21 protein-coding genes are annotated in these 20439 nt (G+C 57.7%); 13 read left to right on the top strand and 8 right to left on the bottom strand.

Features of this window, described 5'->3' with window-relative positions; all coding sequences use genetic code 11:
- Nucleotides 1-23: 23 nt before the first annotated feature.
- The 3 genes from HMPREF9163_RS07110 to HMPREF9163_RS07100 form a co-directional block, all read right to left on the bottom strand.
- The gene (locus HMPREF9163_RS07110) at nt 24-1217 is read right to left on the bottom strand and encodes an acetyl-CoA carboxylase biotin carboxylase subunit family protein (protein ID WP_009441063.1); all 1194 of its coding nucleotides are present in this window, start codon (nt 1215-1217) and stop codon (nt 24-26) included.
- A gap of 14 nt (nt 1218-1231) precedes the next feature.
- Nucleotides 1232-1987 (bottom strand): esterase family protein, encoded by a 756-nt coding sequence (locus tag HMPREF9163_RS07105; protein WP_009441062.1) that lies wholly within the window; start codon nt 1985-1987, stop codon nt 1232-1234.
- Nucleotides 1988-2061: 74 nt separating this feature from the next.
- A complete protein-coding gene (locus HMPREF9163_RS07100) occupies nt 2062-2442 on the bottom strand; it encodes a YbaN family protein (RefSeq protein ID WP_009441061.1) in 381 nt (126 codons plus the stop codon).
- Between the two features lie 174 nt (nt 2443-2616).
- Between HMPREF9163_RS07100 and ftsE the strand changes: the two genes are divergently transcribed.
- The 8 genes from ftsE (at nt 2617) to HMPREF9163_RS07060 (ending at nt 11064) form a co-directional block, all read left to right on the top strand.
- Complete coding sequence (gene ftsE, locus HMPREF9163_RS07095) at nt 2617-3303, top strand: cell division ATP-binding protein FtsE (protein WP_009441060.1); 687 nt, start codon at nt 2617-2619, stop codon at nt 3301-3303.
- Complete coding sequence (gene ftsX / locus HMPREF9163_RS07090) at nt 3293-4180, top strand: permease-like cell division protein FtsX (protein ID WP_037346585.1); 888 nt, start codon at nt 3293-3295, stop codon at nt 4178-4180. The genes ftsE and ftsX overlap by 11 nt, the downstream gene beginning before the upstream one ends.
- A gap of 6 nt (nt 4181-4186) precedes the next feature.
- Nucleotides 4187-5302, top strand: coding sequence for a murein hydrolase activator EnvC (locus HMPREF9163_RS07085; RefSeq protein WP_009441058.1), 1116 nt, complete (start codon nt 4187-4189; stop codon nt 5300-5302).
- A gap of 17 nt (nt 5303-5319) precedes the next feature.
- Entirely contained in the window at nt 5320-6465 is a 1146-nt protein-coding gene (locus HMPREF9163_RS07080; RefSeq protein WP_009441057.1) for a S41 family peptidase, read from the top strand.
- 155 nt (nt 6466-6620) lie between these two features.
- Nucleotides 6621-8018, top strand: a complete 1398-nt coding sequence (locus HMPREF9163_RS07075; protein WP_009441056.1) for a TolC family protein — start codon at nt 6621-6623, stop codon at nt 8016-8018.
- Nucleotides 8019-9125: an efflux RND transporter periplasmic adaptor subunit gene (locus tag HMPREF9163_RS07070; RefSeq protein ID WP_009441055.1), complete on the top strand. Its 1107-nt coding sequence runs from the start codon at nt 8019-8021 to the stop codon at nt 9123-9125.
- Between the two features lie 15 nt (nt 9126-9140).
- Nucleotides 9141-9860 carry an ABC transporter ATP-binding protein gene (locus HMPREF9163_RS07065; protein WP_009441054.1) on the top strand — a complete coding sequence of 240 codons (720 nt, stop codon included), beginning with the start codon at nt 9141-9143 and terminating at the stop codon, nt 9858-9860.
- Nucleotides 9850-11064, top strand: coding sequence for an ABC transporter permease (locus tag HMPREF9163_RS07060; protein ID WP_009441053.1), 1215 nt, complete (start codon nt 9850-9852; stop codon nt 11062-11064). The genes HMPREF9163_RS07065 and HMPREF9163_RS07060 overlap by 11 nt, the downstream gene beginning before the upstream one ends.
- A 67-nt stretch (nt 11065-11131) precedes the next feature.
- Here the strand turns inward: HMPREF9163_RS07060 and HMPREF9163_RS07055 are convergent, their stop codons facing one another.
- Entirely contained in the window at nt 11132-11476 is a 345-nt protein-coding gene (locus HMPREF9163_RS07055) for a cupin domain-containing protein (protein ID WP_009441052.1), read from the bottom strand.
- A 115-nt stretch (nt 11477-11591) separates the two neighbouring features.
- Between HMPREF9163_RS07055 and HMPREF9163_RS07050 the strand changes: the two genes are divergently transcribed.
- Both HMPREF9163_RS07050 and HMPREF9163_RS07045 read left to right on the top strand, forming a co-directional pair.
- On the top strand, nt 11592-12350 hold the full coding sequence (locus HMPREF9163_RS07050; protein WP_009441051.1) for a YdcF family protein: 759 nt from the start codon (nt 11592-11594) through the stop codon (nt 12348-12350).
- Nucleotides 12347-13690 (top strand): MATE family efflux transporter, encoded by a 1344-nt coding sequence (locus tag HMPREF9163_RS07045; protein ID WP_009441050.1) that lies wholly within the window; start codon nt 12347-12349, stop codon nt 13688-13690. The genes HMPREF9163_RS07050 and HMPREF9163_RS07045 overlap by 4 nt, the downstream gene beginning before the upstream one ends.
- Nucleotides 13691-13840: 150 nt before the next feature.
- Here HMPREF9163_RS07045 and HMPREF9163_RS07040 read toward each other — a convergent pair whose 3' ends face one another.
- From HMPREF9163_RS07040 to HMPREF9163_RS07030, 3 genes are all read right to left on the bottom strand, one after another.
- Nucleotides 13841-14623 carry an amino acid ABC transporter ATP-binding protein gene (locus HMPREF9163_RS07040; protein ID WP_009441049.1) on the bottom strand — a complete coding sequence of 261 codons (783 nt, stop codon included), beginning with the start codon at nt 14621-14623 and terminating at the stop codon, nt 13841-13843.
- A complete protein-coding gene (locus HMPREF9163_RS07035) occupies nt 14604-15248 on the bottom strand; it encodes an amino acid ABC transporter permease (RefSeq protein WP_009441048.1) in 645 nt (214 codons plus the stop codon). The genes HMPREF9163_RS07040 and HMPREF9163_RS07035 overlap by 20 nt, the downstream gene beginning before the upstream one ends.
- A 67-nt stretch (nt 15249-15315) precedes the next feature.
- Nucleotides 15316-16119, bottom strand: a complete 804-nt coding sequence (locus tag HMPREF9163_RS07030; protein ID WP_009441047.1) for an amino acid ABC transporter substrate-binding protein — start codon at nt 16117-16119, stop codon at nt 15316-15318.
- A gap of 226 nt (nt 16120-16345) precedes the next feature.
- Between HMPREF9163_RS07030 and HMPREF9163_RS07025 the strand changes: the two genes are divergently transcribed.
- Entirely contained in the window at nt 16346-17365 is a 1020-nt protein-coding gene (locus HMPREF9163_RS07025; protein WP_009441045.1) for an HD-GYP domain-containing protein, read from the top strand.
- A gap of 54 nt (nt 17366-17419) precedes the next feature.
- Here the strand turns inward: HMPREF9163_RS07025 and HMPREF9163_RS07020 are convergent, their stop codons facing one another.
- Entirely contained in the window at nt 17420-18643 is a 1224-nt protein-coding gene (locus tag HMPREF9163_RS07020; protein ID WP_009441044.1) for an EAL and HDOD domain-containing protein, read from the bottom strand.
- A gap of 184 nt (nt 18644-18827) precedes the next feature.
- On the opposite strand from HMPREF9163_RS07020, the gene HMPREF9163_RS07015 reads away from it, so the two are divergent.
- Nucleotides 18828-19643, top strand: coding sequence for an energy-coupling factor transporter transmembrane protein EcfT (locus HMPREF9163_RS07015; protein WP_037346578.1), 816 nt, complete (start codon nt 18828-18830; stop codon nt 19641-19643).
- Nucleotides 19644-19656: 13 nt separating this feature from the next.
- On the top strand, nt 19657-20433 hold the full coding sequence (gene truA / locus HMPREF9163_RS07010; protein WP_009441042.1) for a tRNA pseudouridine(38-40) synthase TruA: 777 nt from the start codon (nt 19657-19659) through the stop codon (nt 20431-20433).
- Nucleotides 20434-20439 lie beyond the last annotated feature (6 nt).

The following is a 20439-nucleotide window of genomic DNA, read 5'->3' as shown; positions in this document are numbered from 1 at the left end:
ATACGCAGTCTTTTTTTTTTGTCTTAGTTCTGCTGTTCCTGGACGAAGCGGATGAATTCGTCCGTCTCCTCCTGCCCGGTGAGCTTTGCCGTATACATCTGGTTGCCCATCTGCGGCCACATCATCTCGGGCATGCGTTCGCACATGACGATCTTTCCCGCATAGCGGCGCAGGATCTCCTCGTGTGTATGCACATAGCGGTGGAAGTCGCGGCGGCTTGCGTACGCGCAGTAGCAATGTTCGTTTCGATCAGGAAGGAGACGGCGGTTCGCCGTAATCATATCCGCCCAGATCTCATACACATCGGTGGAGTGCGCGAAATTCATCATGTCCGTCGTATATCCTCCGGCAGGACGCATGTTGACCTCGAGTCCAACGAAGTCGCCGACATTTCCGAGCCCCGGCTTGTCCTTTGTCAGGCGGAAGAACTCGAGGTGGACAAAGCGGCTGTGTACACGGAACGCCTTGAGCGTAGCGCGTCCCGCCTTCTGCAGCGCATCGGGCACGCGATCCGTCGTGTAGTAGGAGAGGTCGAGCTGATAGAGCACGATGTCCATGACGGACGGCGGCCAGACGGTCATGGACTCGAAGACCGGATTGGAGTCCGCGTCGACAATAGCGTCATAGGAGCAGATGTCTCCCGTGACGAACTCCTCCATGACGTAGGGGACGGTCGGCTTCGATGCGTAGAAATGGCACAGTTCGTCGTGACTGTCGATGCGGTAGGTGTCCGTTGCACCGACGCCCGTGTCGGGCTTGACGATGACGGGATAACCGACCTCCGTGAGGAACTCCTCGGCGGCGGCAAGCGTTGTGACCTTCGCGAGGCGCGCGGTCGGGATGCCCGCCTTCTTGTAAAAGGGCTTCATTGCGGACTTGTTCTTGATGTGATCCATATCACCGCTCTGCCAGCCCGTGCGAATGTTGAAGTCCGTACGCAGGCGTGCGTCGCTTTCGAGCCAGTATTCATTGTTCGACTCGATCCAGTCGATGCGCCCGTATTTGAACGTAAAGAATGCAACGGCGCGCAGCATCTGATCGTAGTCGGCGAGCGAGGGAACGAAGTAATACTCTGTCAGCGACTCGCGTACCTCATGCTGGAGCTGGTCGTATGGTGTGTCGCCGATGCCGAGGACGTTGACACCCTTCTTTTTTAGACGGTCGCAGAAGTTCCAGTAGACGCGCGGGAACTGCGGGGAAACAAAGATAAAGTTCATGTGCTCACCTCATTTCACGCCTGCTCACGCAGGACGAAGGGGAGGAAGTAAACGAGCTGTTTCTTCCACCAGTCCCAATCATGATCGACATCGTAGCCCCAGAAATCGACCCACGCGTGAATGTCCTTGCTGTAGAGCACATCACCCATGAGTGCGGTCGTGCGGCGACCCTCCTCCTCCCAGCGGCCCTGCCCGACGCAGAGGACGATGCGCCGCCGGTTGTAGAGGTCGATGTAGGGATGGTCGCCAGGCATGTTAGCGAGGAAGTCGAGCGGCGAGTTGTCATAGAGGACGTCGTTCATCCAGCCGTCGGTGAAGAATTTCGCATCGTAGACACCTGAGAGCGATAGTACGCCGTCGAAGAGGTCGGGGCGGCGGAAGAAAACGATTGCAGCGTGCAGTCCGCCGAGGCTGCATCCTGCGGCGATGGGCAGGCGCTTGCTCGTGTTTTCCATGTAGATGCGGGGGACAACCTCGTCGATGATATAGGCGTAGTACTGCTCCTGCCGCTGGGCGCGCCATACCTTGTCGCCCCACAGATTCGACCATGTCTCCGTGTCGACCGTGTCCACGCAGAAGAGCTGAATGCGGCCGCGTTTCAGATCGTCCGCGACCGCCTCGATCATGCCGAAGTTCTCGAAGTTGTCACTCATCGCGTCCTGCGTCGGAAAGACAAGGATGGGCACGCCCGTGGGCGCACCGTAGACGCGTATATTCATCATGCGGTCGAGCCGCGTGCTGTGCCAGTTGATTTCTTTGCAGTTTGTCATAAAAACCTCCCTGAGTTTTCATCTGCTAACATCTATACTCTAACGAATCGCGTGTACTTTGTCAAATGGAGTGGTCACGCCTCCCGTTTAAGCGTGGGAATGCGAAAGACAAAGAAGATGACGTGCAGAACCCACATGACGCCGATCGCTATGCGCGCGTGCGGATGGTCGGTCAGCAGGAAGGAGATGCCCATGAGCGTCGTGACGGGGAGGATGATGCGCAGCTTCTGCCCGATGGTCATGCCGCGCCTTCCGCTCTGCATGAGCACCATCGTCTGGCGGTAGATGCGCGTCGTGCGCAGCCACGCATCCATGCGGCGCGAACCGCGTGCAAAGCAGAAGGCCGCGAGCAGGACGAACGGGACGGTCGGCAGGATGGGGAGAAAGGCTCCGAGAATTCCGAGCCCGAGGCTGATGAGCCCCAGCGCGACGAAGAAAATTTTTTTTAGTATCATATTGTTTTCCTTATTGTATGAGAATGATTCACCGAAAAGAGAATAGCATGAGAAGGAGAAAATGGCAACGCAACATTTTGTAGTTTTTTTGATTTGTGGTATAATGTAAAATGGTTTTTTCAGGGCAGCCCGATTCATGCAGCTGTCCCCGTTGGAGAGGAATGAGACGAATATATGATTCGCATGAAAAATGTCTCAAAGATATATGAGAACGGCGCGGTTGCCCTCGATCACGTGAGCATCGAGATCAGCAAGGGCGAGTTCATCTTTGTTGTCGGTGTAAGCGGCGCGGGCAAGTCTACATTTATCAAGATGCTCTTTCGTGAGGAACTGCCGACGGAGGGCGAGCTCTTCGTCAACGGTCACGATGTTGTCAACATGGATGTCAAGGATGTGCCGCATCTCCGGCGCGGGCTTGGCGTCATCTTTCAGGACTATCGTCTGCTGTCCGACAAGACGGTCTACGAGAATGTGGCGTTCGCGATGCGCGTCATCGAGGCGCCACGTCAGATGATCCAGCGGCGTGTGAACGCCGTGCTCGACGTGGTCGGGCTGCGCGACAAATACCGTAATTTCCCCTCGCAGCTCTCGGGCGGCGAGCAGCAGCGCGTTGCCATTGCACGCGCCATTGTGAACGATCCCGCGATCCTTATTGCAGACGAGCCGACGGGCAATCTCGACCCCGAGACGAGCTGGGACATCATGGACATCTTTAAGCGCATCAACGCGTCCGGTACGACAATCGTCATGGCAACCCATGACAAGAACATTGTCGATACCATGCAGCGCCGTGTCATCGCCATCGAGGGCGGGCACATTGTGCGCGATGAGCAGCGCGGAGGATATGGATATGAAGATTAGAACCGCGGAATACTATGTGCAGGAGGTCTTTCGCTCCCTGCGCCGCAACAACTGGATGACGTTCGCGGCAGTTGGCACAGTGGCGGTGTCGCTTTTCATCCTCGGGGTGTTCCTGATCCTCGCGCTGAATATGAACCGCGCGGCGTCAATGCTTGAGTCTCAGGTGCAGATCAGCGTTTATATGAAGGATGATCTCACGGAGGACGAGGAGGAGGCGCTCGGTGCGCAGATCCGCGCGCTGCAGGGGATCGAGTCCGTTCAATACGTCAGCCGTGAGGAGGCGCGTGCGCGTCTCTCGGAGCGCCTCGGCGAGCAGAAGTATCTGCTGGATGCACTCGGCGACAAGAATCCGTTGCCGAACGCCTATGAGGTGACAGTGCGTCAGCCGGACATGGTGGAGACGGCGGCGAAGCAGATTGAGCGCATGGACGGCGTCGAGTCGGCGAAATACGGGCAGGATGTCGTGGAACATCTCTTTGACATCACGCGTCTCGTGCGCATCTTTGGCGTGCTCCTCATCCTGCTGCTCGGCGGCGCGACGGTCTTTATCATTGCAAATACGATTCGCCTGACGGTCTTCGCGCGCCGGCGTGAGATTGCGATCATGAAATACGTCGGCGCTACGGATGAGTTCATTCGCTGGCCGTTCGTGCTTGAGGGCATTGTACTCGGCTGCATCGGCGGTCTGATCTCGGCGTTCGTCCTGCGCAGCTTCTATGCGGGTGTGGCGAACAAGGTCTACGATACGCTCGCCTTCTTCCCGCTCATACCGCAGTATCCATTCATGAACTATGTGAGCCTCGTCATCATCGGGCTCGGCATGGCAATCGGAGCGGTGGGCGCGTGGGTCTCGCTCAAGCGTTTCCTGAAGGTGTAATTATATATGAAAGAACTAATGAAAAAGACGCTCGCGGCAACGCTTGCCGCTGTCTTCCTTGCCGCAGGGCAGGGAGCGGCGGCGACACTCGAAGAGGAGCGCGACAGCTACGATGCGCAGGTCGAAGAACTCGGTCGCCAGAGCGACGAGCTCGCGGGCAAGATCGACTCGCTCTCGGAGCAGAAACGCATCCTCGACGAGCAGGCGGATACGGCGATTGCAGAGCATAAGGCGCGCCGTACCGAGCTGAATGCGACACTCGAACGCCTTGAGGAGAACGAGGAGAAGCTCGAGGTCGCCGAGCGGGACTACGAGCGCAAGAGTGACGCCCTCGGCAAGCGCGTGCGCGATATCTACATCAACGGGCAGATTTCCTATGTGGACGTGCTCTTTGGTGCGAAGGATTTCTCGGATTTTCTGACGCGTATGGATCTCCTGAAGCGTGTCATCAAGCAGGACTACGACCTCGTGCACGAGGTGCTCACGCAGCGCAACGCGATGATCGCGCTGAAGGAAGAGCTCGAAAAGGATCGTGCGGCGCAGGAACCTCTCGAGAAGAAGGCTCGTGAGGCGCGCCTTGCGATGGAGGATAAGGTCGCCGCGCAGCAGGCACTCATCGATCAGATGAAGTACGACAAGGCGACGATTGACCGCAAGCAGGACGAATCCCGTGCGGCATCGGAGCGCATCACGCGTATGCTGCAGCGCAGCGGACTCAGGAATCTCCCCGTGCAGGGCTCGGGCGCGATGATCTGGCCGCTCGCGGGTCCCATCACGTCGGATTTTGGCTGGCGCACGCACCCGATTACAGGTGCGCAGCGCTTCCACAGCGGCATCGACATCGGCGGCGACTACGGCGATCCGATCTACGCTGCACAGGCGGGGACGGTCGAGTACGCGGGCTGGATCTCGGGCTACGGCAATGCCGTTATCATCAATCACGGCGGCGGCATCTCGACGCTCTACGGTCACTGCCAGTCACTCGATGTGGGCACAGGGCAGAGCGTTGCGCAGGGCGAGCTGATCGCCGAATGCGGTTCGACGGGCAACTCCACGGGACCACACTGCCACTTCGAGGTGCGCGTCAACGGCGAGCCGGTCAACCCACTCGGGTATCTATAGTTTAAGCGAAAGAGGATATGAACAGAAAAAAATTAGGCACTATCATCGTCCTATCCACCCTCCTTGGGAGTATGCTGACTGTATTTGCGGCGGGTGCACTCCTGCGTTCGGCAGGGCTCTATGCGGACGATGTCTTGCGCTTCTTCGGCGTGATGAAATTCATCCAGTCGCGCTATGTGAATGCGCCCGACACCACGCGGCTCATTGACGGCGCGATTGACGGCATGGTCGCATCCCTTGATGACCCGCACTCCGTCTATATGCCCCCGTCGATGTTCAAGGAGCTGCGCCAGCATACGGAGGGCTCGTTCGGCGGTATCGGCGTGACGATGGGATTCAAGGACAATATTGTGCGGATCATCTCTGTGCTCGAGGGAACGCCGGGGGAGGCGGCAGGACTGCGCGCGGGAGATGAAATCCTCGCAGTGGACGGCGTGCCGACGAGCGAGCTGCAGAACGAGGAGGTCGCCCTGCGCATTCGCGGCGAAGCGGGCACGCAGGTTGTCCTGCGCATCCTGCGCGACGGTGTGGAGCAGGAGTACACGATCACGCGCGACGTGATACAGGTTGCGTCCGTGCGCGGCACGATGGTCGAGGGCACGACGATCGGCTACATCCGCATCGGCTCCTTTGCCGAGCATACGGGCGAGGAGTTTGCGAGTGAGATGAACCGTCTCGCGGGCGAGGGTATGACCGCCCTCATCATCGACCTGCGCGAGAATCCGGGCGGCCTCATCACAAGCTGTGTTGCCGTTGCCGAGCAGGTAGTACCGGCGGGCACGATTGTCTCCGTCATCGACCGCGACGGCAGTGAGGAGGTCTATCGCTCCTCGCTCAGCGCATGCAAATATCCCATCGCCGTACTCATCGACGAGAACAGCGCGAGCGCCTCGGAGATCCTCGCGGGGGCACTGCAGGACACGGGCGCAGGCACGATCATTGGCACGACATCGTACGGCAAGGGCTCCGTGCAGGCGGTTCTGCCGCTCTTCCACGAGGACGGGCTGAAGCTCACGATCGCAAAGTATGTGACGCCGAACGGCCGCTCCATCGACGGCACGGGCATCACGCCCGACATCGTTGTCGAGCGATCGTCGACGGACACGCGGGACGTGCAGTTTGACGCGGCAAAGCGGTATTTGCTGGAGCATCCTACGCTTTGAAGTGCGTTGGTGTTTCCTCTAACGCAAAAATAACAGTGTTCTAAGAAGGACTTAGCGCCCCTGCGTTAGCATGGGCGCATTGTTATATGGACAAATTTCCTAAGGAATCGCTGATATGCTGAATTTATCAGTGCTTCCCCTATCAGGAGGTCACTATGTATAGTCAATGGCGCAGAAGACAGCGGCGTGCGACAGCTGCGGCTGTCCTCGGCACAGTGCTCTTTTTGCCGTTTTCGGCGCACGCCATGAGTCTCACGCTCACGGAGGCAATCGACACGGCGCTTGCGGCGAATACGGCGCTGCGCATCACCGCGGAGGGCGAGCGCTCCGCGGATGCAGCGCTAAAGCAGGCGCGCGGGAAGAACAGTATTTCGGCTGAGGCGGGCGATACACTGCGCACGAGCAAAGCGAAGGACGAGGACGCACAGACGAGCAATTCCCTGTCTCTCTCGGCGCGTCTGCCGCTCTACAGCGGCGGTGCGAACGAGGCGAATATCGAGTCAGGGGAGATCGGCGCGCAGTCGGCGCGTCTCACGACCGAGCGTGCGCGTGAGGATCTGAAATATGAAGTGATCACCGCCTACTGGGATGCGGTGGAGGCATCGAAAAAGGTCGAGGTGCAGCGCGACACGGTGAACAAATACGATGCGCATCTGAAGAATGTCACAGCGCTCTACGACGCGGGTGCGCAGGCGAAGATCGATGTGCTCCGCTCCTCTGTGGAGCTCTCGAACGCGCGGCAGGAACTCATCAGTGCGGAGAACAGCTATGAGGTGAACCTCGCGACCCTGCGCAATCTGCTGAACATCGCACGCACCGAGCCTTTGACACTCACGACGGAGGTCACATATCAGCCCTTTGAGAAGCCGATGGAGGACTGCATTTCCTACGCCTATCGCAATCGCCTTGATCTCACTGTGGAGCGCGCAAAGCTCCGTCAGCGTGAGCTCGCCGTCGAGAGCGCACGGGCAGGGAAGAGGCCGAGCGTCAATCTCACGCTCGGCACGGGGCTGACCAGTCAGTTCCAACCGCGTCATGATACGAGCTCAGATGTATCCGCCTCCGTCGGCGTCAGCTGGAATATCTTTGACAGCGGCGTCACGCGCGGAGCGATTGAGGAGGCAGAGGCGGAGCGCGACATTGCCCTGCTGAACGTGAGGAAGGAGGAAGAGAGCATTGATCTGAACCTCCGCAAGGCGTACCTCAATATGCGTGAGGCGGAGCAGCGTTTTACCTCGACCGGGGATGTGGTGCGTCAGGCGCGTGAGGACTATCACATCGCGAATGAACGCTATCGTACGGGTGAGGGCATCCTCCTCGACATCATCGACGCGCAGACGGCACTTGCCACGGCAGAGACGAATGCGATCAGTGCACGCTATGACTACGCACGCTATCGCGCACAGGTCGAGAATATCATGGGAACAGAGCTGACAGAGAGCGAGCATGCGGCGGCTGAGGGACTTCCCGCCGTGACCGCAGAGGAACGTGCGGCAGCACAGGCGGCATACATTGAGGGCGGTACGGATGCTGCAGCGAAGAAGGTGAAGTAAATGAAACGTGGCAAAATTATCGGCATCGGTGCACTGGTGGCGGTGCTGGTCTCGGGCGGCGTGTATTGGTATATGGAGTCGAGTGCGGCGGAAAAGACGGCACAGGCCGTCGAGACGGTTGCCGTGCAGCGCATGGACATCAAGTCTACGGTCGAGGCAACAGGGACGATCCGCCCTGTGGACTCCGTGGAGGTCAGCTCCAAGATCACAGCACGCATCAATTCTGTCCTCGTCAAGGAGAATGATGTCGTTACGGCAGGGCAGGTGGTTGCGACGCTCGACGGCAAGGACTACGAGGCGAAACGTGACCAGGCGCAGTACCGTGTGACGAATACGCGGGCGAAGTACAACCGCATGAGCTACCTCGAGAGCATCGGGGCGAAGTCCAAATCTGACCTCGAAGATGCAGAGTACAACTACGATACGGCGCAGTCGACGCTCGAGGAAGCAAACTCAGATGCGAACGAGACGATCATCACCGCACCGATCTCGGGCGTTGTTGTGGGCGAACCGAAGACGGCAGGGACGATGGCAGTGCAGGGCTCAGACAATCCAACCGTCATCATGCGCATCGCCGACCTCTCGAAGAAGCAGATCAAGGCGAAGGTGGATGAGACGGACATCGGCAACATTCGCATCGGGCAGGAGGCGACGTTTACCGTCGATGCCTTTACGGACAAGAAATTCACGGCACGCGTCTCTAAGATCTCGCAGACCGACGTGACAAACAGCTGGGATACCAGTTCGTCCGCCTCGTCCTCCTCATCGGGGACGAGCGTCATCTACTACTATGTGACCCTCGATGTGGACGATCCCGAGAATCTGCTCCTGCCGGCGATGACGGCGCGCGTTGTCATCAATACGGCAGATCGGAACGATGCGCTCGTCGTGCCGCTCTCCACGCTCAAGACGGATGCAGCGGGATCCTATGTCCTCGTCCTGCAGGAGGATGGCACGCAGGAGACGCGCTATGTTGAGACGGGCATCTACAGCGATGAGTATGTGGAGATCCTTTCGGGACTCAGTGAGGGAGAGCGCGTCGTCAGTACCTACACGGCAAAGGTCGTTCCGATGAGTATGCAGGCGGGCGGACCGCCGCCGTTCTGATACGGGGGATTTTCGATGGAAGCAAAAGAAATGCCCGCGACCATTCGTCTGCACGGTATCCGCAAGCTCTACCGCATCGGCGGAGAGACCCTTCCTGCACTCGACGGCATCGACCTCGAGATTCGGCGCGGTGAGTTTGCTGCACTCATGGGACCCTCGGGCTCTGGGAAATCCACGCTCATGAATATCCTCGGCTGTCTCGACCGTCCGAGCGCGGGCTCGTATCTGCTCGACGGCGCGGAGGTCGCGGGACTCAGTGATGATGCTCTTGCCGCGACGCGCAACAAGAAGATCGGCTTTGTCTTTCAGAACTTCAATCTGCTTCCGCGCATCTCAGCACTCGATAACGTCGCTCTGCCCCTCGTCTATGCGGGCGTTGGGCAGCACGAACGTACGGAGCGGGCGCAGGAAATGCTCGCCGCTGTGGGGCTCTCTGACCGTGGGGCGCATCTGCCGAACGAGCTTTCGGGCGGACAGCGGCAGCGCGTCGCGATTGCTCGCGCCCTCGTGAACGATCCACACATCATCATGGCGGACGAGCCGACGGGCAATCTTGACACGAAGTCCACGAAGGAGATCATGGAGATCTTTGAGCGGATGCACGAGAAGGGGCACACGATCATCCTTGTCACGCATGAGCCGGAGATTGCCGTGCGTGCGAGCCGTCAGCTCCTCGTGCGCGACGGCAGGATCACGCGTGATGAGGGGAAGGGAGTGGCGATGGATGTTGTTTAAGGAATGCTTCGGCATGGCGGTGAACGCCCTGCTCGCGAACAAGCTCCGCTCCCTACTCACCATGCTCGGCATCATCATCGGCGTGGGCGCAGTCATTGCCATGGTCTCCATCGGAATGGGCGTGCGTACGAGCGTCGCCGACTCTTTTGCGAGCCTCGGCTCGAATATGCTCATCGTCATGCCCGGCTCTGCGAACACGGGCGGTGTACGAGGCAAGGCGGGCTCACGCAAGTCGTTGAAATACGATGATGCCAAGGCGATTGAGAGCAAGATCAAAGGGATTGACTACGTATCCCCCTCGGTCTCCGGTGCCTATCAGGTCGTGAACGGGAATCTCAACTGGAATACGACGGTGGAGGGCGTTACGCCGGAGCTGATGCAGATCCGCTCACTCAAGGTCGAGAACGGGTCGTTTATCACTGCAAACGATATGGCAAAGCGCAGCCGTGTCGCCGTGATCGGTCCGACGGTCGCCTCGAATCTCTTTGGCACGGAGAACCCCATCGGCAAGAACATCCGCATCCACAATCAGCCGTTCAAGGTCATCGGACTGACGGCGGAGAAGGGGCAGTCCATCGGGCAGGATCAGGACGACGTGATCTATATCCCAATCACGACAGCACAGGAGCGTATGCTTGCCATTACATACGTCCAAGCCATCAACATACAGGTATCGAGTCCCGATCGGATGAATCAGGTGCAGGCAGACGTTGAGAATCTGCTGCGTCAGCGGCACCACATTCGCCACGGGGCAGAGGACGATTTCACCGTTCGCAACATGACCAGTCTCATGGAGAGCTTTACGGAGAACACGAATATGATTACGCTGCTTCTCGGATCGATCGCGGGCATCTCGCTGCTCGTGGGCGGCATCGGCATCATGAACATCATGATGGTCTCTGTCACCGAGCGCACGCGCGAGATCGGTATCCGCAAGGCGCTCGGCGCGACCTCCTCGAACGTGCTCATGCAGTTCATGATCGAGTCGATGGTCATCGGCATTGTCGGCGGCGTTATCGGCATCGCGCTCGGTGTCTCTCTCTCAAAGGCAATCGGCGCGTTCGGCGGGCTCACGACCACCATCGCCGTCCTGCCCATCCTCGTCTCCTTCTCCTTTGCCGTCGGCATCGGCCTTTTCTTCGGCATCTACCCCGCCCGCAAGGCGGCGCGCCTCGATCCGATCGATGCGCTGAGGTATGAATAAATAGGGGACTCAGTCAATCAAAAAAGCCCACAACGGAATTTTTCCGCTGCGGGCTTTTCACGTTGTGTTACTTATTGATAATCAGCGCCATAAAGACGAGATCCTCGGTCTCGGAGGCGTTGGCGATGGCATGCACCTCGCCCTCGGCACAGAACGTCGTCGTGCCGGGGCCAATCTCGATCTCCGTGCCGTTGTCGTTGTAGCGCGCACGTCCCGAGAGAATGTGATAGGTCTCCGTATTGCCCTCGTGTTTGTGCACGCCCATTGAGGCATGGGGCGGGATCGTCACGCGCGCATACATCGCGCACTTGCCGTCGAGCTCGGTCGGACTGAGCAGCTTCTGAATGTGGATGGTACCGTTGCCGCCAAAACGCTTCTCGGCATCAATGTGCTCGGATTCGATGATTGCCATGAAATAATCTCTCCTTTGTAAATACACGCAGATTCTGCTAGAATGAACAGGGAAGCCACAGAAAGTACTTCCATATATTCTAAATATTCGCGATGGAGGCGTATTTTCCTTTTTTATGATTTATATTTTGAAATTCGGTGCGGCATGGATTCTGCCGCCGGGCATTTTCATCCTTGCGATGCTCGGGCTTGCCGTTTGCCTTTGGAAAAAACGGAATCAGCGGCGAATCGCGGGGCTGCTCGCCGCCCTTTCGCTTGCACTCTATCTGCTCTCCGTCGGCGCGGTTGCAGACCGTCTGATGGGAAGTCTTGAGCAGACGTATGAGGTGCCTGCGCACCCGCAGGGGGATGTCATCGTCATGCTCGGCGGTGGGGCGATTGCGGACGTGCAGGATGTGGACGGCGTGGGGATGCTCGCGCAGAGTCCGTCCTCGCGGCTTCTCACGACGCTGCGGCTCCATCGTCACTACGACTTGCCAATCCTCCTCTCGGGCGGACAGGTGTTCAGCGATACGGGCTCGGAGGCGGAGATCGCGCGGCGCGTTCTCCTCTCCCTTGGTGTGCCCGATGAGATGATCTATGTGGAGGGGCGCAGTCTTACCACGGGGCAGAACGCGCGCTATTCGGCAGAGATTCTGCGGCGTGAGGGCTTCACGCATCCGATTCTCGTGACTTCGGCGTTTCACCTGCCGCGCTCCGTGCTCAACTTTGAGAAGGAGGGGGTTGCGGTTACGCCCTATCCGACGGATTTCTGGGTGAGCGGTGCTCCGCAGCTCTATCTCATCAAATTCGCGCCGAATGCGAGTGCGCTTCTCACAAATACGGTTTATTTTCAAGAGAAGCTACGTATCTTCGTGACGAGGTATCTCGAATGACAAAGAATATGACGGAGGGTGAGCCCGTACGGCTCATCTTCTTTTTCGCACTGCCGCTTGTCGCGGGCAATATGATGCAGCAGCTCTATGCCTTTATTGATACGCTCATTGTCGGACGTTTCCTCGGGGTGAATGCGCTCGCGGCGGTTGGATGCACGGGCAGCCTCATGTTCCTCGCGCTCGGCTTCATCATTGGATTCTGCACGGGCGTGACGATTTACACGGGGCAGCGCTTTGGTGCGGGCGATCATGCGGGCGTGCGGCAGAGTGCGGCGACGTGCATCATCCTCGGCGTGGCTGTTGCGCTCACGCTGACCGCGATTGTCCTGCCTCTGACGCGCACGCTGCTCGTTCTGATGGAGACGCCGCCCGAGGTTCTGGACGGCGCGTATGACTTCATCTCGATCATATTTGCAGGGCTCATTGTATTTATCCTGCTCTATCTGCAAAACTGTCTCATCCGTGCGCTCGGCGACAGCAAGACGCCGACGATTCTGCTCGCCGTAACGCTCGGTATCAACATTGTGCTTGAGCCGGTTGCCATCCTCATCCTCGGCTGGGGGATTCCGGGCGCAGCACTCGCGACAGTTGTCTCGCAGGCAATCGGCGCGCTCCTCTTCTATATCTATATTCGTCGGCGCGTGCCCGCGCTGCATACACGCTGGGCGGACTGGAAGCCCGATCGTGCCGTTCTCATGGCACATCTGCGTATGGGACTGCCGATGGCGTTCCAGTCCTCTGTTATTGCCATCGGTGCGATCATCGTGCAAGTCGCGCTGAACAATCTCGGCGCCCTGCCCGTTGCGGCGTATGCGGCGACGCAGAAGATCGATGCCGTTGCTGTCATGCCTATGCTCTCGTTCGGTTATGCAATGGCGGCGTACACGGCGCAGAACTACGGTGCACAGAAATATGAGCGCATTCGCATGGGTGTGCGTGCATGTCTGCGCATGTCGATTGCGTTTGCCATCGGTATCGGCATTCTCCTGATTGCATTTGGGACACATGTGCTTGCGCTCTTTGTCGGCGCCGATGCGGCGGGCGCAGAGGAGGTCATCGCCTACGGGCAGACATACCTCATCGTCAACGGTGCCATGTATGTTGTTCTCGCGATACTGCTCGTCTATCGCAATGTCCTGCAGGGGCTCGGGCAGAGTGTCATTCCGACGATTGCGGGAGCGATGGAGCTCATCATGCGCGCGGTTGCAGCAGTCTTCCTCTGCAGTTCACTCGGCTTCCTCGGTGCGTGCATGGCGAGTCCGCTTGCATGGATCGGCGCGGGCATCCCCGTTACGCTCGCCTATTTCTGGACGGAGAAGACCTTGCGGCATGCTTCATAAGGAGTCGCTGATCAATTGGGCGGGTGAGACTGTCAATACGGGATCTATTTTCGATTCGTGCAGATGCCGAAAAATATAAATAGGGCGGTCATAGAGATGAAATTTCTCTATGACCGCCCTATTGTATTGCGACAAAGGTGAATGGGAAGATTACAACATATTCCTGAGAAATTCCCTCGTGCGTTCCTCCTTCGGCGCACAGAAGAATGTCTGCGGTTCGCCCTGTTCGACGATGATGCCGTTCTCCATGAAGACGACGTGGGTGGCTGCTTCGCGTGCGAATGCCATCTCGTGTGTGACGACGATCATGGTCATGCGCTCGGCGGCGAGCGCACGCATGGTGCGGAGCACCTCGCCTGTGAGCTCGGGGTCGAGCGCGGAGGTTGGCTCGTCAAAAAGCATGATGTCGGGCTTCATGGCGAGTGCTCGTGCGATGGCGACACGCTGCTGCTGTCCGCCCGAGAGCTGGCTTGGGTAGTAGTTCTCGCGGTCAGAGAGTCCAACCTTGGCAAGCAGTTCGCGTGCGTAGGGGAGGATCTCATTTCGTGAAAGACCTTTTACATGACAGGGAGCCTCGATGAGGTTCTCGATCACGGTCATATGGGGGAAGAGGTTGAACTGCTGGAAGACCATGCCTGTGGACATGAGGATACGCCGTATGTCGGCATTGCTCGCGTATGTTGCCGCCCGTTCTCCGTCCTTTGTCCAGCAGAGTCTTTCTCCATTGACCGTGATGTCGCCGCGGTCGACCGTCTCGAGTTTGTTGATGCAGCGCAGGAGTGTGGACTTGCCCGACCCCGACGAGCCAATGATGGCAAGCACCTCGCCGCGTGCAAGGCTGAGGTCAATGCCGCGTAGGACGCCGAGCTCACCGAAGGATTTGTGAATGCCGCGCATGGAGAGCATGATTTCGTTAGTTGTCGTATCTGCCATAGTGCGCCTCCAATTTCTTGAATCCATAGGTGAGCACAGCGGTCATTGTGAGGTAGAAGATGCCTGCGATGAGGAAGGGTGTCATGTCGAACTCGCGTTGAACGATGGTGCGTGCAACGCGCAGGAGGTCGTTCATGGCGAGGATGTAGACAAGGGAGGTGTCCTTGACGAGGTTGATGGTCTCGTTGCTGACGGGCGGCAGGGTGATGCGCAGCACCTGCGGCAGGACGATGCGCCGCATGGTGAGCGGGGCGCTCATGCCGAGCACGCGCGCTGCCTCGAACTGCCCGCGCGGCACTGCCTGAATCCCCGAGCGGAAGATCTCGGCGAAGTAGGCGGCGTAATTGAGGACGAATGCGAGGAGTGCCGCTGCAATATCGGGCAGCATGATGCCGACCATCGGGAGCGCGAAATACACGAAGAGGAGCTGCAGCATGAGCGGCGTGCCGCGCATGATCCAGATGTAGATCTCAAGCAGGCGGCTCAGCAGCTGAAAACGCGAAAGCCTCCCGAGCGCGGCAAAGAGTCCGAGCGGGAGGGAGAGGGCGAGCGTGATGCAGAAAATCTCGAGGGTGACGGTTGAGCCCTCGAGCATCAGCAGTGTTGTATCCAGTATCTTATCCATCAATTATTTCATCCTTGCAGGCAAAAAGAGACTGCCGCGCGGAGCGGCAGCCCCTTCTACCTTATTTTTATTTCGTGATGTCCTTCGTGAACCACTCGGTCGAGATCTTTGCCATCGTGCCGTCCTTCTTCATCTCGTCGAGGACTTTCTGAACCTCATCGCGCAGGGCAGTGTTGTCCTTTGCAAATGCAATGCCGAACTCGCTCATGGGGCCGACCACAACGTCGAGCGCCTCGATCTCCTCGGGGTGCTTGCTCATGTAGTAACGTCCGACAATCTCATCGCCGACAACGGCATCAAGGCGTCCGTTCTCGAGATCCATGAACGCCGCAACGTAGTCGGGGTACTTCTTGACCTCCTTGACCTCGTTCTTGTAGAAGTCGGTCGCGTCGATGTACTCCTCGGCGGTGCCGGCGCTCTGCGTGCCGACGGTCTTGCCTGTGAGGCTCTTCTCATCCGTGACGGCGGTGTTGCCCTTCTTTACGAAGATGATCTGACGGTTGTCCATGTAGGGGTTGGAGAAGAGCATGTTCTCCTTGCGCTTCTCGGTGATGTCGAGCCCGTTCCAGAGAATCTGGACGCGGCCGCTCTTGAGCTCCGCCTCCTTGCTCGACCAGTCGATCGCCTTGAACTCGACCTCGCGCCCAAGACGCTTCGCCGCCTCCTTAGCGAGATCGACATCGAAGCCGACGATCTCGTTTTTCTCGTTCTTGAAGCCCATTGGCGGGAAGTTGTCGTCGAGTCCGACGATGATCTTGCCCATCTCTGCCGCATTGTCTGTCGAAGGAGCCTTCTCCGTGCCGCAGCCCGCAAGCAGTGCTGCCGACAGTGCAAAGACCGCCGCGCCCGTAAAGATATGCTTCCAATTCATTGCCACATCTCTCCTTAACTCCTGTTGCTTTAATAAAATAAAGTGCTAACGTAAATTATTATACGTTATAGATTAAAATTATGTCAAGTTTTATTTCCAGCAAGCAGGTTTTTTTTCATAAAGGTCGAAATATTTATAGGTGCAATAGTTTCGTGCAGAATAGAGAGCATAAATCGAGGGAGGGCTTATCTTGCGTGCAATATCCGTGGACGATCTTGAAAATGGAATGATACTTGCGCGAACGATCGTCAATGCCAAACGTGTGGTTGTTGTGTCGGAAAATACGGAGCTGACGGCGGCGCATATCACGCGTCTCAAATTCCTGAAGGTTCCCGTTGTCTACATCAAGGATGAGACCGAGCTGCGGGAGGAGCGGTCTCCGATCTTCTCGCGTAGCAATCTCTTCATCAAGCAGTATGAGAATGTGGTCGGGACGGCGAAATCCATCTTTGAGGAGACGAAGAAGACGGGAAGTGTGCCCGTTGCCGAGACGAATGAGATGGTGCAGGCGGATCTCCTGCCGCTCTCACGCCGCAGCGGTACGATCGACTATCTGAATGAGATCAATCATCTCGCGAGCGACATCTACAACCACTCGCTGCGCGTTTCGATTCTCGCGGGCGTCTTTGCAAAGTGGATGCAGCTTGATCGCGAGACGGCGAAGGACATTGTCCTTGCAGGCTTCCTGCATGATGTCGGCAAGTCGAAGTTCGATCAGCGTCTGCTCGAGAAGAATGTTGAGACCCTCAAGGGAGAGGACTATGAGCGCTACATTCAGCACACGGTGGACGGCGCGCAGATCCTCAACAATGTCGCGGGACTCACGGAGGGGGTGCGCCTCGCCGCTCTGCAGCATCATGAGCGGATGGACGGGAGCGGCTTCCCGTTCAATATCAAGGGCGATGACATTCATCTCTATGCGCGCATCGTTGCTGTTGCCGATCTCTACGACAATATCACGATTGAGCGCGAGGGCTATGCGCGCCGCACGCCGTTCGATGCTGTGGCGGTGATTGCAAGCCAGATGTATACGGCGCTCGACCCTGCCGTCTGCATTCCCGTGCTGACGAATATCAAGAACGCCTTCCTCGGCTCGCGCGTGCTCCTCAGCAACCACCGTGAGGGCACGATCACGGCGTATCCGCACGGCGTTGTGCCGCTTCCGATTGTCACGATCTCCGAGGACGAGGTCATCGACCTCAACGAGAATAAAAAGATTACGATTGTGGAGTATAACCCCAAATAATCTGCATGCCAAAAAGCCCATCGGAGCGACTCCGATGGGCTTTTTCGTTGGCGTTTAGCTGAGGGTCTGCATGATGTTGTACCACTCGAGTACAGCATCATAGGTCGGCTTCATACGATCAGGCGAGAGTTTTAAGAGCTCGCAGCAGCTGATGACCTTGTCCCAGTCGCCCTGCTCGTAGGCAATGACAAGATCGAGGAGGCGGCGCAGGTCGTTCTCCTCGCCGAGCAGCGCAGCATTGAGATCGTCTGCAAGAGCGACCTCCTTGAGTACCTCATCCATGGGCAGGCTCAGCAGTACGTCGAGCAGAGAGAATATGCCGAGCAGGAAGCCCGTGTCCGGCGTAACACCTGGGCGTTTGAGATCCTGTGCAATGAGTTCGCAGAACTTTGCGCGGAGAAGGGACAGGGTAAAGAGTTCGGGTGGCTTGTCCTCGGAGAAGGTCTGCAGGCTGATGAGGGTCACCCAGCGCCGCACGCCGCTAGCACCGAGCAGGACGGTTGCCTGTTTCAGGTTGGATACGTGGTTCGTGAGCCCGATCCCTGCGGAGTTGATATAGGTGAGGAGCTTGTGAACGAGGTTCGTATCCGAGGAGATGACACCGGTGACGGAGGAGAAGTCGACGTCCTGACGGTTGACCTCCTTGACGAGGCGCATGCGTGAGAGTGCATTGCTTGTCAGGCGCTTCTGATGCAGGACGGCGGGCTTGCAGAAGAAATAGCCCTGAAAGAGGACGTATCCGAACTCTACCGCCTGACGAAATTCTTCCTCGGTTTCAATTTTCTCTGCGAGCAGACGAACGTGCTTTGGCAGAATTTCGCGCAGCTTCTGGCGCTCTTCAGGATCTGTTGTGATGCGGAAATCGACCTTGATGACGTCTGCCATCTCGATCAGTGGCTCGTAGCCGGGGCTAAGGACGAAGTCGTCGAGTGCGATCTTATAGCCGAACTCTTTGAGCTCCTGCACTGCTTCGAGGATTTCGGGCGTGGGTTGTACGTTTTCGAGAATCTCCACAACGACGTTTTCTGGCGGGAGAAGCTTTGGCGCACGGTTTAGGAGATTTTGTTCGGTGAAGTTGATGAATGCCTTCCGATTCGAGACAAGTTTTTTCATGCCAAAGTCGAGCATGGCGCCGACCATGACGCTCTGCGTCGCGATGTTGCCATCGAGGTTTGGGTCAAAGGCGTTCTTGAGGCCGCTGCGGAAGAGAATTTCGTATGCGTATACTTTCTTCTGTTGATCGAGTATGGCCTGTCGCCCGATGAATACTTCTTCCATGGGAGAACCTTTCTTTATCGTTAACGTATTATTGTCATCATTTCTTCCAAAAGGATGCTTTTGAAAGGTAAAATTATAACATTGTAACACTCGATGTATTATAGCATAAATTCTACGAAAAAGAAATGAAAAAGAAACTCTATAATGCTATAATGGAAAAAATAAAATTTGGAAGTGATTGCTCTTGATCAATGATATTCAGATTGGACGTTATCTGCCCGGAGACTCGTTTCTGCATCGCATGGATCCGCGCGTGAAAATTGTCCTGCTCTTTTTCTTTTTGCTTTTGATTTTCTTCGTGGAAAATGTAGCAGGCTTTACGGCGCTCTCCGTGAGCGTCGTGCTGCTGATGGTGTTTTCCAAGGTGCCGCTTGGGATGCAGCTGCGCTCGATCCGACCGATTCTCTGGATCGTGCTCTTCACGTTCGGCGTGCATTTCTTTATGACGCCGGGGACGGAGCTGTTTCGGATTGGCCCATTTGCGGCAACGTGGGAGGGGGTTGCGCGCGGCGGATACATCGGTCTGCGCCTTGTGCTCCTCATTCTGTTGAGTACGCTGCTCACGCTGACGACAAGTCCGCTGCGCCTGACGGACGGTCTGGAGGCGCTTCTCTCCCCGCTGCGCCGCGTGAACGTGCCTGTGCATGAGCTCTCGATGATGATGACGATCGCACTGCGCTTCATTCCGACACTGCTTGAGGAGCTAGACCGCATTATGAAGGCGCAGAAAGCGCGCGGCGCGGATTTCGAGCGTGGGAATATCGTGCAGCGGCTCAAGGCTGTCGTGCCCGTCCTCGTGCCGCTCTTTCTCTCGGCGTTCCGCCGCGCGGATGAGCTCGCACTCGCGATGGAGGCGCGCTGCTATCGCGGCGGCGAGGGGCGTACACAGATGAAGGAGCTGCGTACAGGACGGCTCGACTATGTAGCGATAGCCGTATTTTTCGTGGGTGCGGCGGGCATCTGCGCTGTGAGTCTCGGAGGGCTGAGCGTTGCGCCCTGAGAATGTAGCGCGTATGAAGGCGCGCGCGCGCAATATCGCGTTGAAGGTCGCCTATGCCGGGACGAACTACCATGGATTTCAACGACAGACGCCACCTGTCGTCGCCGTACAGAATGTGCTCGAGCGTGCGCTTGCAAAGGTCTGCGCGGAGGAGGTGGAGCTCGCCGCTGCAGGTCGTACGGACGCGGGTGTGCATGCCTATGGGCAGGTGGTGAACTTCTTTACGGACGGGCGCATCCCTGTGAAACGTCTGCCGCGCGCCGTGAACGGGCTCCTGCCGCCCGACATTGTCGTTACAGAGGCGTGGGAGGCTGCGCGGGATTTCAGTGCGCGCCACTCCGCGACGGGCAAGGCGTATGTCTATCGTTTGGAGCAGTGTACTGTGCCCGATCCCTTTACACGCAATTATGCGTGGCAGATCTTTCAGCCGCTCGATGTGGAGGCGATGCGAGCGGCGCTCGCCATGCTCGTTGGGACGCATGACTATTCTTCGTTCCGTGCGGCGGGTGGCGCGCCGATGTCGCCCGTGCGCACGCTCGATGAGATCCGTCTGACGGAGGAGGGGGCGGGACGCCTCTCCTGCTATCTCCACGGCAATGGCTTCCTCTATCACATGGTGCGCAATATCATGAGTACGGTGGTGAGCGTGGGGATTGGGCGCATCTCTGTGGAGCGCTTTGGCGAAATCTTCGCCGTGCGTGATCGGCGTTTTGCGAGTCCGACGGCACCCGCCTGCGGACTCTATCTTGTCAGTGTAGATTACGAAGAGGAAGCAGACGGGAAGAGTTGAAGGGAG

It is taken from the genome of Selenomonas sp. oral taxon 138 str. F0429 (genome assembly GCF_000318175.2).
GTDB classification, from domain to species: domain Bacteria; phylum Bacillota; class Negativicutes; order Selenomonadales; family Selenomonadaceae; genus Centipeda; species Centipeda timonae.
The sequence above is the reverse complement of the archived record's forward strand: the minus strand, read 5'-3'. Positions and strand labels throughout refer to the sequence as shown.